This window comes from Stenotrophomonas sp. 89682_Sma (genome assembly GCF_056481405.1).
Genome location: NZ_CM151147.1, coordinates 4,366,507 through 4,378,196, shown reverse-complemented (window position 1 = coordinate 4,378,196; position 11,690 = coordinate 4,366,507). Strand labels below are relative to the sequence as shown.

General features: G+C 66.7%; 13 protein-coding genes. 11 read left to right on the top strand and 2 right to left on the bottom strand.

The genetic code is table 11. The features are described from left to right. Positions 1–65 precede the first annotated feature (65 nt). Both ACZK29_RS20205 and ACZK29_RS20200 read right to left on the bottom strand, forming a co-directional pair. Positions 66–551, bottom strand: coding sequence for an Mpo1 family 2-hydroxy fatty acid dioxygenase (locus ACZK29_RS20205; protein ID WP_099484181.1), 486 nt, complete (start codon positions 549–551; stop codon positions 66–68). Between the two features lie 296 nt (positions 552–847). Beyond that, positions 848–1,774, bottom strand: a complete 927-nt coding sequence (locus ACZK29_RS20200; protein WP_164147100.1) for a phosphoribosylaminoimidazolesuccinocarboxamide synthase — start codon at positions 1,772–1,774, stop codon at positions 848–850. Between the two features lie 141 nt (positions 1,775–1,915). On the opposite strand from ACZK29_RS20200, the gene ACZK29_RS20195 reads away from it, so the two are divergent. The 11 genes from ACZK29_RS20195 (at position 1,916) to ACZK29_RS20145 (ending at position 11,594) form a co-directional block, all read left to right on the top strand. Further along, positions 1,916–2,245: a J domain-containing protein gene (locus tag ACZK29_RS20195; protein ID WP_005411327.1), complete on the top strand. Its 330-nt coding sequence runs from the start codon at positions 1,916–1,918 to the stop codon at positions 2,243–2,245. A gap of 57 nt (positions 2,246–2,302) precedes the next feature. Then, positions 2,303–2,980: a ribulose-phosphate 3-epimerase gene (gene rpe / locus ACZK29_RS20190; RefSeq protein WP_111203299.1), complete on the top strand. Its 678-nt coding sequence runs from the start codon at positions 2,303–2,305 to the stop codon at positions 2,978–2,980. Positions 2,981–2,992: 12 nt separating this feature from the next. Continuing rightward, on the top strand, positions 2,993–3,475 hold the full coding sequence (locus ACZK29_RS20185) for a GNAT family N-acetyltransferase (protein WP_065178874.1): 483 nt from the start codon (positions 2,993–2,995) through the stop codon (positions 3,473–3,475). A 317-nt stretch (positions 3,476–3,792) separates the two neighbouring features. Then, a complete protein-coding gene (gene yegS / locus ACZK29_RS20180) occupies positions 3,793–4,743 on the top strand; it encodes a lipid kinase YegS (RefSeq protein WP_164147101.1) in 951 nt (316 codons plus the stop codon). 84 nt (positions 4,744–4,827) lie between these two features. Beyond that, on the top strand, positions 4,828–5,772 hold the full coding sequence (locus tag ACZK29_RS20175; RefSeq protein ID WP_478446404.1) for an IS481 family transposase: 945 nt from the start codon (positions 4,828–4,830) through the stop codon (positions 5,770–5,772). Between the two features lie 279 nt (positions 5,773–6,051). Next, positions 6,052–7,527 carry an anthranilate synthase component I gene (trpE, locus tag ACZK29_RS20170; protein WP_111203301.1) on the top strand — a complete coding sequence of 492 codons (1,476 nt, stop codon included), beginning with the start codon at positions 6,052–6,054 and terminating at the stop codon, positions 7,525–7,527. A 67-nt stretch (positions 7,528–7,594) separates the two neighbouring features. Further along, complete coding sequence (locus ACZK29_RS20165; protein WP_478446403.1) at positions 7,595–8,374, top strand: SIMPL domain-containing protein; 780 nt, start codon at positions 7,595–7,597, stop codon at positions 8,372–8,374. A gap of 2 nt (positions 8,375–8,376) precedes the next feature. Beyond that, positions 8,377–8,964, top strand: coding sequence for an anthranilate synthase component II (locus ACZK29_RS20160; RefSeq protein ID WP_478446402.1), 588 nt, complete (start codon positions 8,377–8,379; stop codon positions 8,962–8,964). A gap of 16 nt (positions 8,965–8,980) precedes the next feature. Continuing rightward, on the top strand, positions 8,981–10,012 hold the full coding sequence (gene trpD, locus ACZK29_RS20155; protein ID WP_111113252.1) for an anthranilate phosphoribosyltransferase: 1,032 nt from the start codon (positions 8,981–8,983) through the stop codon (positions 10,010–10,012). 74 nt (positions 10,013–10,086) lie between these two features. Further along, positions 10,087–10,881 carry an indole-3-glycerol phosphate synthase TrpC gene (gene trpC / locus ACZK29_RS20150; RefSeq protein ID WP_106550927.1) on the top strand — a complete coding sequence of 265 codons (795 nt, stop codon included), beginning with the start codon at positions 10,087–10,089 and terminating at the stop codon, positions 10,879–10,881. Then, positions 10,878–11,594 (top strand): haloacid dehalogenase-like hydrolase, encoded by a 717-nt coding sequence (locus ACZK29_RS20145; protein WP_111203304.1) that lies wholly within the window; start codon positions 10,878–10,880, stop codon positions 11,592–11,594. Before trpC ends, ACZK29_RS20145 begins: the two co-directional genes overlap by 4 nt. Positions 11,595–11,690: the final 96 nt, after the last annotated feature.

Here is an 11,690-nt window from a genome sequence, read left to right as displayed (position 1 = left end):
CGTGGAGTGCGGGTGACGGGATCTGCCCGTTCAGGAAACGACGGCCGCTGCCGGCCGCCGGCACGTCAGTAGCGCCAGTCGAGCTTGCGGTAGAGCTTGGCCATCACCCACGCCGGGCCGATCAGCAGGTAGGTCAGGTCGGTCAGGAAGCTGGGCTTGCGGCCCTCGAACTTGTGGCCGATGAACTGCGCCACCCAGGCCACCACGAACACACCTACCGCCAGCCAGCGCAGGGCCTGCAGGCCGATTTCTGCTTCCAGCAGGCGGCACAGGCAGCCGAACACGAAGAACTGGATGAGCATGCCGATGCCCAGCGGGCGCGACAGCTTGTTGTAGAAGCACCAGGCGCTGAACATCGCGAACGCCGACCAGATGCCGTACTGGAACCAGGTGATCAGCGGCGGCAGGCACCACAGCAGGGCCACCACCGACCACAGGATCGCTGGTACCGCCACCACGTGGATGCGCTGGTTGATCACATTGCGGTGGTCGTCGGAGTAGCTGGCGAAATAGCGGTCGATCGGCCGCGCAAGCTCGGTGGAGGTCTGCATGCGGCCAGCATACTCCCGCCGGAGCCAGGCGGTGAGGGGCGGCGAATGGCTGGCGCCGACGAATGGGACCGACCGGGCGGGGCCGACCGGGTAGAGTCGACTGTTAGTCGACTATCGCGCGCAGCGCGGGGATTTTCGCCGTCGAAACGAAGAGCAGTGCACTAACAGTCGACTCTACCCAGTCGACCGTATCGCGGCCGATTTCATCCCGGTCGAACGCATCCCAGCCGATGCACCCCGTCGGCGGCCGCGCCTTCATAACGCCCCCAGCCTTTCCGGCCGGGGGCGCAGGGGCATCAATCGACGCTGATGCCGGCCAGGCGCTGCAGCGCCTCGGCGTACTTGGCGCGGGTGCGCTCGATGATCCCGGCCGGGATGCTCGGGCCCGGGGCGGTCTTGCCCCAGTCCAGCGTCTCCAGGTAGTCGCGCACGAACTGCTTGTCGTAGCTCGGCGGGCTGGTGCCCACTTCGTACTCGTCGGCCGGCCAGTAACGCGAGGAATCCGGCGTCAGCATCTCGTCCATGATGTACAGGCGGCCATCGGCGTCGGTACCGAACTCGAACTTGGTATCGGCCAGGATGATGCCGCGCTCGCGGGCGTAGTCGGCGGCGAACTTGTAGATGCGCAGGGTGGCATCGCGCACGCGCTCGGCCAGGTCCGCACCAACCTGCTTCACCATCGCATCGAAATCGATGTTCTCGTCATGGTCGCCGACAGCGGCCTTGGTCGAGGGGGTGAAGATCGGCTCCGGCAGCTGCTCGGCCTGGCGCAGGCCATCGGGCAGGTCGATGCCGCTGACCTTGCCGGTGCGCTGGTAGTCCTTCCAGCCGCTGCCGATCAGGTAGCCGCGGGCGATCGCTTCCACCGGCACCGGCTTCAGCTTGCGGGTGACCACCGCACGCTTTGCATACAGGGCCGGGTCCACGCCTTCGGGTAGCACGCTGGCCACGTCGATGCCGGTCAGGTGGTTGGGCATCAGGTGCGCGGTCTTGGCGAACCAGAAGTTGGACACCTGGCAGAGCATCTCGCCCTTGCCCGGAATCGGGTCGGGCAGCACCACGTCGAACGCCGACAGGCGATCGGTGGCGACCATCAACAGGTAGTCGCCCGGCGGGGTCCCTGCGGGCAGCCGCTCGCGCGGGATATCGAACACATCACGCACCTTGCCGCGATGGCGCAAGGGCAGGCCGGGGAGATCGGATTGCAACAGCGTGGTTGGCACGGGCACTCCTGGGGCGTTGTCGATACGGCTGCCCAACGGACCCGGCGGGCCCGCTGACCAGCGGGCGGCCTAGTGTAAAGCCGTCCGGGCCCGCTGTGACGTAAAATGAGCGTCCATTTCGTCGGCCGCCCCCGGAGCGCCATGCGCTGGTACGGAAAACTGCTCGGATTCATCGCCGGCGCCCTGCTGTTCCGGCCCAATCCGCTGTTTGGCGCGGTGGTCGGCCTGTTGATCGGGCATGCCTTCGACTCGGACTGGTTCCGCCTGAACAAGGAGAACCCGTACCGGGAGCTGGGGCTGACCTCCGAGGCCACCGATGCCGAGGTCGAGCGCGCCTACCGCAAGCTGATTTCCCAGTACCACCCCGACAAGCTGGGCGGCGCCGCCCCCGAGCTGCAGCAGCAGGCCGAGCAGAAGTCGCGGCGGATCAACGCCGCCTACGACCGCATCAAGACCCTGCGCAAGCGCTGACCCCACAGTCCCGCCTGCGGGCGGGAGAACCCTTTCCTCGTTCCGAAGGCCCCGGCCATGTCCAACTGCCTCATCGCCCCGTCCATTCTCTCCGCCAACTTCGCCCGTCTCGGCGAGGAAGTCGACAACGTCCTCGCCGCCGGCGCCGACTGGGTCCACTTCGACGTGATGGACAACCACTACGTGCCGAACCTGACCATCGGCCCGATGGTCTGCCAGGCCCTGCGCAAGCACGGCGTCACCGCGCCGATCGACGTGCACCTGATGGTCGAGCCGGTGGACCGCATCATTCCCGATTTCGCCGAGGCCGGTGCCACCTACATCAGCTTCCACCCGGAAGCGAGCCGCCACGTGCATCGCACCATCCAGCTGATCCGCTCGCTGGGCTGCAAGCCGGGTATCGTGCTGAACCCGGCCACCCCGGTGGACATCCTCGACTGGGTGCTGGCTGACCTGGACCTGGTGCTGCTGATGTCGGTCAACCCGGGCTTCGGCGGGCAGGCCTTCATCCCCTCGGCGCTGGACAAGCTGCGCGTGGTGCGCAAGATGATCGACGCCAGCGGCAAGGACATCCGCCTGGAGATCGATGGCGGCGTGAAGGCCGACAACATCGGCGAGATCGCTGCCGCCGGCGCCGACACCTTCGTTGCCGGTTCGGCCATCTTCAACGCCAGGACCAGCTATCAGGACGTGATCGCGCAGATGCGCGCGAACGTCGCTGCGGCAAGGGGCTGAGCCATGGGTACGGTGGCCGTGTTGAACATCCGTCCGGCCACCGTCGCCGACGCTGGCCTGATCCTGCATTTCATCCGCGAGCTGGCCATCTACGAGAAGGCCGAGCATTCGGTGCAGACCGACGAGATCGGCATTGCCGAAAGCCTGTTCGGCGCCGATGCGACCGCACGCGCGTTGATCTGCGAAGCCGACGGCGAGGCCATCGGTTATGCGGTGTATTTCTACAACTACTCCACCTGGCTGGGCCGCAAGGGCATCTACCTGGAAGACCTCTATGTCAGCCAGGAAAAGCGTGGCGCCGGTGCCGGCAAGGCACTGCTGAAGTACATCGCGCGCCAGGCGGTGGCCGAAGGCTGCGGTCGCTTCGAATGGTCGGTGCTGGACTGGAACACCCCGGCCATCGAGTTCTATACCGCTGCCGGTGCGAAGCCGCAGGACGAGTGGACCGTGTACCGGTTGCAGGGCCAGGCGCTGCACGATTTCGCCAACGGTTGATACGCAAGGCAGCCACGCATGGCGTGGCTCTACTGCGTCCGCGCCTCGACCTGGATGGGGGCGAACCGCAATCCGGTGGGTGCTAACCGCAACCCGGTGGGTGCGAACCTTGGTTCGCACTCCCTGCGGACCTCGAAAAAAAAGCCACGCCAATCACTGGCGTGGCCTCGCTGCATGCGTGGGAGGCTGATCCTGCCTCCATCCGTCGTCCCTGCTATGGCCTTCCATTCTCCAGCAGCTGAATGACACCTGCGTGACATTCACCGCGGGCAAACAGCACGTTGCTAGCCTGTGCAACCCCTTCACGGAAGCACCGCATGACCACCCCGCGCTGGCGCCTGATCCTCAACGGTAAATCCGCGGGCAACGACGAACTGCGCGATGCGGTCGGCCATTGGCGCGGGCAGGGCGTGCAGCTGGAAGTACGGGTGACCTGGGAGGACGGCGACGCTGAACGCTACGTGGCCGAGGCGATCGAGCATGGCGTGGACGTGATCGTCGCCGCCGGTGGCGATGGCACGCTCAGTGCGGTGGCCGAGACGCTGGCGCATCGCGAGGAGGCGGCGGACATGCTGCCCTCGCTGGCGCTGATCCCGATGGGGACCGCCAACGATTTCGCCACTGCCGCCGGCATTCCCACCGAACCGAAGGAGGCCTTCGCGTTGATCGGGCAGACCGCGCCGCGTGCCATCGATCTGCTGCGCGTGGACGCCGATGGCACGCCGTGGTGGTGCGCCAATCTCGCCAGCGGTGGCTTCGGCACGCAGGTCACCGTGGAGACCGACGCCGGCCTGAAAAAGATGCTGGGCGGGCTGGCCTATGTGATCACCGGCATCGCCAAGCTCGGCCGCATCGAGTCGATCAACGCACGCCTGTCGGGGCCGGACTTCGCCTGGGAAGGCGACTTCATCGCCCTGGGCATCGGCAACGGTCGCCAGGCCGGTGGCGGCCAGCAGCTGTGCCCGCAGGCACTGATCGATGATGGGCTGCTGGATGTGACGGTGCTTCCGGAGCTGGAAGGCGAAGTCACCGCCACCCTTGGCCAGATGCTGAAGTCCGGCACCCAGGCTGCGCTGGAACAGCTGGCCACGCGCGCGCGGCTGCCGTGGTTGCAGATCGAATCGCAGCGACCGCTGACGCTCAACCTGGACGGTGAACCGGTGCAGGCCCAGCGGTTCCGCATCGAGTGCGTGCCGGGCAGGGTGCGGATGCATCTGCCGGCCGGTTGCCCGCTGCTGGGCGGGCAGGGGGGTAGAGTCGACTGTTAGTTGTGATCTCTCGGTAGGTTGTTCATCCGGGGCATCTTTGGAAAATGGTGGTTACCACACCTGTCCAGTCCCCAAAGAGCCCGGATGAACCACCATAAAAATGCCCGTTTGACGCCGTTTAGTCGAGAACTTCTTGTCCGCCGCATCACTGAGCAAGGCCTTCGGCCAGAAGAGGCCGCCCAGGCTTGCGGGGTGAGTGTGCGCACGGCTTACAAGTGGCTGGCCCGGTATCGAGCCGAGGGCTTGAGTGGGCTGCAGAACCGCAGCTCCCGGCCCAGCCGCAGCCCCCATAGCACCCCCGAGGCGCTCGTTGAGCAGATCGTCCGGCGTCGACGTCAACGGCAAACCTACCTGACCATTTCCAAGGCACTGGGCGTGGCTCACAGCACCATTTCACGACTGATGCGTCGAAGAGGACTCAATCGCCTGTGCCTTCTGGACCCACCGAAGAAGGCGGTCCGGTATGAGTACGACAGCCCGGGCGGCTTGCTGCACTTGGATATCAAGAAACTCGGCAACTTCCGCCGGCCCGGGCACCGGGTCGATCCGAATCGGCGTGGCAACGCTGGCGGCGGTGGCTGGGGCTATGTCCATGTGGCCATTGATGACCACTCCCGAGTCGCTTTCAGTAGCGTTCACACCGATGAGAAGGGCTCAACGGCCTGCCAGGCGCTGCTGGCCGCCGTGGCGTACTACAGGACGCTGGGAGTCACCTTCCAGCGTGTCCTGACTGACAACGGCGCCTGCTATCGCTCCGGCGTCTTCGCTCGACTCGTCGCCTCGTTGGGCATGAAGCACTATCGGACCAAGCCCTACACCCCGCGAACCAACGGTAAGGCCGAGCGCTTCATCCAGACCAGCTTGCGCGAATGGGCCTACGCCTGCGAGTACGCTTCGTCAGAGCAGCGCGACGCCGTGCTGCCTGAATGGCTGCACCACTACAACTGGCACCGACCCCACATGGGGATCGGCAGCCAACCGCCTATTTCCAGAATCCCGCTGAACAACGTGGTGGGTTTACACAGTTAGTCGACTGCTTTTCGTTCCGACGGCGTAAAACCCCGTGCTACGCGCGCAAGTCGACTGACAGTCGACTCTACCGGTTCCCGCGCCGGTCCCCGCCGTCAGCCCTGTGCTTTCCCGTGGTTCAGTTTCCCAGGGTTCCCCTCCCGCCGATCCTGCGATACAGTCAAGGGGTGTCCAGCCTGACGACCCCGCATACCCTTTCTTCCGCACGCCGTTGGTGGCGATGGTGGCCCGTTGCCGTCGTCCGCCCCCATAACGCTGTGTCCCGGAAGGAAAGTCGTCTTGAACTCGCACGCTCAGTTTCAGCTGCAGGCCGCTGAAGGCCACACCCATATTCCCGTTGTCCGCGAAGTGCTGTCCGACCTGGACACGCCGCTTTCGGTCTACCTGAAGCTCGCCGACGGCCCCAATACCTACCTGTTTGAATCCGTCGAAGGCGGCGAGCGCTTTGGTCGCTACTCGATCATCGGCCTGCCGGCGCGCCGCGTGTACGCCTTCCACGGCCACGCGCTGACCGTGCGCGAGGACGGCCAGGTGGTGGAAACGCGCGAGGTGGCCGACCCGTTCGCCGAGGTCGAGGCGCTGCGCAGCGCCCACTCGGTGCCCAAGCTGGACGGCCTGCCGGGCTTCACCGGTGGCCTGGTCGGCTGGTTCGGTTTCGAGTGCATCGGCTACATCGAGCCGCGCCTGGCGCCGCCGGCCGGCCGCGATGAGCTGGGCACGCCGGACATCCTGCTGCTGGATTCCAACGAGCTGGCGGTGTTCGACAATCTCAAGGGCCGGTTGTACCTGATCGTGCACGCCGACCCGCGAATCGAAGGCGCGTTCGAGCAGGCGCAGGCGCGCCTGGATGCGCTGACCGCCAAGCTGCGCGCACCGGGCGCGGGCTATCCGGCGCCGCTCAACAGCGACGTGCTGGACGAGTCCGATTTCGTCTCGGGTTTCACCCGCGAAGGCTTCGTCGATGCGGTCCAGCGCAGCAAGGAATACATCCGCGCCGGCGACATCTTCCAGGTGGTGCTCAGCCAGCGCCTGAGCGTGCCGTTCAAGGCGCGCCCGGTGGATGTGTACCGTGCGCTGCGCGCATTGAATCCGTCGCCGTACATGTACTTCCTCGATGTCGGCGACCTGCAGGTGGTCGGCTCTTCGCCGGAAATCCTGGTGCGCCTGCAGGATGGGGAAGTCACCGTGCGCCCGATTGCCGGCACCCGTCCGCGCGGCGCCACCGTCGAGCAGGATCTGGCGCTGGAAGCCGAGCTGCTGGCCGATCCGAAGGAGCGCGCCGAGCACCTGATGCTGATCGACCTCGGCCGCAACGATGCCGGCCGCGTCTCGAAGGCCGGCACCGTGGAAGTGGGCGAGCAGTTCGTGATCGAGCGCTACAGCCACGTCATGCACATCGTCAGCGAAGTGACCGGGCAGCTGCAGCCGGGCCTGAGCTACGCCGACGTGCTGCGTGCCACGTTCCCGGCCGGCACGGTCAGCGGCGCGCCGAAGATCCGCGCGCTGGAAGTGATCCGCGAGCTGGAGCCGATCAAGCGCAATGTGTATGCCGGCAGCATCGGCTACATCGGCTGGCACGGCGATGCCGATACCGCGATTGCGATCCGCACCGCGGTCATCAAGGATGGCCGCCTGTATGTGCAGGCCGGTGCCGGCATCGTCTACGACTCGGACCCGGACAAGGAATGGGACGAGACGATGAACAAGGGCCGCGCGCTGTTCCGCGCTGTCGCCCAGGCCGCCAAGGGCCTGTAAGCCTGCCTCGCCACGGCCGCTGCGCCGCGGTCGTGGCACTGTCCCCGTTCAAGACAAGGAGTACTGCATGAAGCTGCTGAGCGCATTGCTGTGGTCGTCACTGCTGGCCACGATGGCCCCGTCTGCATGGGCGCAGGCCAATACCATTCCCTCGCAGCCGCACCTGCTGGTGAAGGGCGAGGCGCGCCGCGTGGTGATGCCGGACCGGTTCGGCCTGCAGTTGAACATCGAAGAGACCGACATGGACGCCGACGCCGCGCGCCGCCGCGTGCAGGACAACGTTGCCCGCGTGCTGGCACTGTTCAAGCAGCACAAGGCGGTGGACGGCAGCGTGCGCGCGGACAACCTGCGGATTGGTCCTGCAACGCGCTATGAGCAGAACCGGCAGGTCTTCATCGGCACCCGCGTGTCACGCCAACTGCGCGCCAGCTTCGCCAGCGTCCAGCAGATGCAGGACGCGCTGGGGGCGCTGAAGGCCAATGAGAACGTGCAGGTCAGCAGCGTGGCTCCGACGTATTCGGGTGAAGTGGCGCTGCGTCGCGAACTCAAGGGCGAGGCGGCGGCCCAGACCCGCCAGTCCGCGCAGGGCTTGGCCAAGGCCTACGGCACCCAGCTGCGCGGTCTGTACAGCATTTCCGACGTGGCGCCGAACTTCGCCTATGGCATCCAGGCGGGCAGTTGGCCCAGCAGCGGGGACCTGGTGACGCCGCCTTCGCCGCCCGCGCCCGAGGCACCGATGAACAGCATCGAGAGCACGGGCTCCCGCCTGCGCGAGTCGGTGGAAGCCGGCCCCATCACCTACACCGAGAACGTGTACGCCATTTTCCTGATAAGCGACGGAACCTGACCATGTTGTGGATGATCGACAACTACGACAGCTTCACCTACAACCTCGTGCAGTACCTGCAGACGCTGGGCGCCGAGGTGAAGGTGGTGCGCAACGATGCGATGAGCGTGGACGAGATCGCCGCGCAGAAACCCGAGCGCATCGTCATCTCGCCCGGCCCGTGCACGCCCAATGAAGCGGGCGTATCGCTGGAACTGATCGAGCGCCTGGGCCCGACCACGCCGATCCTCGGCGTGTGCCTGGGCCACCAGGGCATCGGCCAGGTCTACGGCGGCACGGTGATCCGTGCCGGCAACATCATGCACGGCAAGACCTCGCCGATCCGCCATGAAGGCAAGGGCGTGTTCGCCGGCCTGCCGGACCGTTACCAGGCCACCCGCTACCACTCGCTGGTGGTGGACAAGAACAGCCTGCCCGACTGCCTGGAAGTGACCGCCTGGACCGAGAACGACGACGGCTCGATCGAAGAGATCATGGGCCTGCGCCACCTCCAGTTCCCGGTGGAAGGCGTGCAGTTCCACCCCGAATCCATCCTCACCGAACACGGCCACGCCCTGCTGCGCAATTTCCTGCAGCGCCCGGCGGCCTGATCCAAGGAGCATTCCCATGAGCTTCTCCCCCCAGGAAGCCCTGCATCGCACCATCGAGCACCGCGAAATCTTCTTCGACGAAATGGTCGACCTGATGCGGCAGATCATGCGCGGCGATGTCTCGCCGATGATGACCGCCGCGATCCTCACCGGGCTGCGCGTGAAGAAGGAGACCGTGGACGAAATCGCCGCGGCGGCCACCGTGATGCGTGAATTCGCCCGGCCAGTGCCGGTGGCCGATACCTCCAACCTGGTTGATATCGTCGGCACCGGTGGCGATGGCTCGCACACCTTCAACATCTCCACCTGTTCGATGTTCGTCGCCGCCGCCGCCGGCGCACGCGTGGCCAAGCACGGCAACCGCAGCGTGTCGTCCAAGTCCGGCAGTGCCGATGCGCTGGAAGCGCTGGGCGCGGTGATCGAACTGCAGCCTGACCAGGTGGCCGCGGCCATCGAGCGGACCGGCATCGGCTTCATGTTCGCGCCGATCCACCATCCGTCGATGAAGGTCGTCGCGCCGGTGCGCCGCGAAATGGGCGTGCGCACCATCTTCAACATCCTCGGCCCGCTGACCAACCCGGCCAGCGCGCCTTCGGTGCTGATGGGCGTGTTCCATCCCGATCTGGTGGGTATCCAGGCACGCGTGCTGCGTGAGCTGGGCACCGAGCGCGCGATGGTGGTCTGGGGTCGCGACAACATGGACGAGATCTCGCTGGGCGCCGGCACCCTGGTCGGCGAGCTGCGCGACGGCAAGGTGCGCGAGTATGAGATCCACCCGGAAGACTTCGGCATCGCCATGTCGGCCAGCCGCAACCTGCGCGTGGACGGGCCGGAGCAGTCCATCCAGATGCTGCGCGCCGTGCTGGACAACGAGCCCGGCCCGGCGCTGGACATCGTCGCGCTGAATGCCGGTGCCGCCCTGTACGTTGCCGGTGTGGCCAGCGACATCGGTGATGGCCTGGCCCGCGCCCGTGCCGCCATCGCCAATGGCAGCGCCCGCCAGCGCCTGCAGCAGTATGTGGAGACCACCCGCGCGCTGGTTGCCTGAGCGCGCGGTTCAGCCTGACCCTCTCGATGGCCGATAATGGCCGTCCTCACCGCCCCCGCACCGACCCGAAGACGATGAGCGACATCCTGCAGACGATCCTGGCCCGCAAGGCCGAAGAAGTGGCCCAGCGCCGCGCCCAGCGCCCGCTCGAGGAGCTGCAGGCCGCCGTGGCCAGCGCCCCGCCGGTACGTGGCTTCGTGCGCGCGCTGCAGGCGGCGGTGGCCAATGGCGACCCGGCGGTGATTGCCGAGGTGAAGAAGGCCAGCCCCTCCAAGGGCGTGATCCGTCCGGACTTCCGCCCGGCCGACATCGCCGTCAGCTATGAATTCGGCGGCGCCAGCTGCCTGTCGGTGCTGACCGACGTCGATTTCTTCCAGGGCGCCGACGCCTACCTGCAGCAGGCCCGCGAGGCGTGCACGCTGCCGGTGCTGCGCAAGGACTTCGTCATCGACGCCTACCAGGTGTATGAGGCGCGCGTGCTGGGCGCCGACTGCATCCTGCTGATCGTCGCCGCGCTGGATGATACCCAGCTGGCCACCCTGTCCGAACTGGCCCTGTCGCTGGGCATGGACGTGCTGGTGGAAGTGCATGACATCGACGAGCTGGAGCGTGCGCTGCAGGTGCCCGCACCGATGATCGGCATCAACAACCGCAACCTGCGCACCTTCGAGGTGTCGCTGCAGACCACGCTGGACATGCAGAAGGCGGTTCCGCGGGATCGCCTGCTGGTCACCGAAAGCGGCATCCTCGGCCCGCAGGACGTGGCGCTGATGCGCGACGCCGGCATCCATGCGTTCCTGGTCGGCGAGGCCTTCATGCGCGTCGAAGAGCCGGGCGAGGGCCTGCGTCAGCTATTCTTCGCGGCATGACAACGCACTATCCAACGCCGCGCGAGGATGCGCCGCTGGTGGTCTTCGACTTCGACCACACCCTCTACGACGGCGATTCGGGCACCCACCTGTTCGCCTCGCTGATCAAGCGCAACCCGCTGCGCATGCTGGCCGCACTGCTGGTCACGCCGATCGCCGGGCCGCTGGTGGCGATGCTGCCGACCCGCCGAACGGGTATTTCGGTCTATGTGTGGATCGGCAGCTTCGGCCTGCACCGTGCGCGCGATTTCAACAAGGTGATCGACGCCTACGTGCTGCGCAACGAGGCGCAGATGCGCGCCAAGCTGCTGCCGCAGGCGCTGGAGGTGTTCGCCGCGCACCGCGCCAAGGGCGACCGCGTGGTGGTCGCCACCGGGGCGCCGCCGGAACTGGCGCGCGCCATTCTCGCCTTCGTCGCCCACCAGGACGTGCCGGTGATCGGCACTGAGGTCGGCCCGCGGCTGGGCGGCGTCGGCCCGACCCGCCACTGCCACAACGAAGAAAAGATGCGCATGCTGCGCGAGCGCGGCTACGGCGATATCGATATCGCCTACTCCGACAGCACGGCCGACCTGCCGCTGCTGCTGGCAGCCAAGGCGCCGGTCGTGGTGAACCCGAAGCCGGGCCGGGTGGACTTCTTCCGCCGCGTGCTGCCGGCCGGCACCCGCATCCTCAACTGGGGCTGCGTGGACCGCGGCGGCGACAAGGCCTGATCCGAGCCTGTTGTAGCGCCGAGCCATGCTCGGCTGCTCTTCGTTGCGGTATCCGTGCGCGATCAGCCGAGCATGGCCCGGCTCTACAGGTCCTGC

Bases quoted from the DNA above. Each gene is read 5' to 3' on its own strand.
- ACZK29_RS20205 (WP_099484181.1), bottom strand. From the start codon at position 551: ATGCAGACCTCCACCGAGCTTGCGCGGCCGATCGACCGCTATTTCGCC.
- ACZK29_RS20195 (WP_005411327.1), top strand. From the start codon at position 1,916: ATGCGCTGGTACGGAAAACTGCTCGGATTCATCGCCGGCGCCCTGCTG.
- rpe (WP_111203299.1), top strand. From the start codon at position 2,303: ATGTCCAACTGCCTCATCGCCCCGTCCATTCTCTCCGCCAACTTCGCC.
- yegS (WP_164147101.1), top strand. From the start codon at position 3,793: ATGACCACCCCGCGCTGGCGCCTGATCCTCAACGGTAAATCCGCGGGC.
- ACZK29_RS20175 (WP_478446404.1), top strand. From the start codon at position 4,828: ATGAACCACCATAAAAATGCCCGTTTGACGCCGTTTAGTCGAGAACTT.
- ACZK29_RS20165 (WP_478446403.1), top strand. From the start codon at position 7,595: ATGAAGCTGCTGAGCGCATTGCTGTGGTCGTCACTGCTGGCCACGATG.
- ACZK29_RS20160 (WP_478446402.1), top strand. From the start codon at position 8,377: ATGTTGTGGATGATCGACAACTACGACAGCTTCACCTACAACCTCGTG.
- trpD (WP_111113252.1), top strand. From the start codon at position 8,981: ATGAGCTTCTCCCCCCAGGAAGCCCTGCATCGCACCATCGAGCACCGC.
- trpC (WP_106550927.1), top strand. From the start codon at position 10,087: ATGAGCGACATCCTGCAGACGATCCTGGCCCGCAAGGCCGAAGAAGTG.
- ACZK29_RS20145 (WP_111203304.1), top strand. From the start codon at position 10,878: ATGACAACGCACTATCCAACGCCGCGCGAGGATGCGCCGCTGGTGGTC.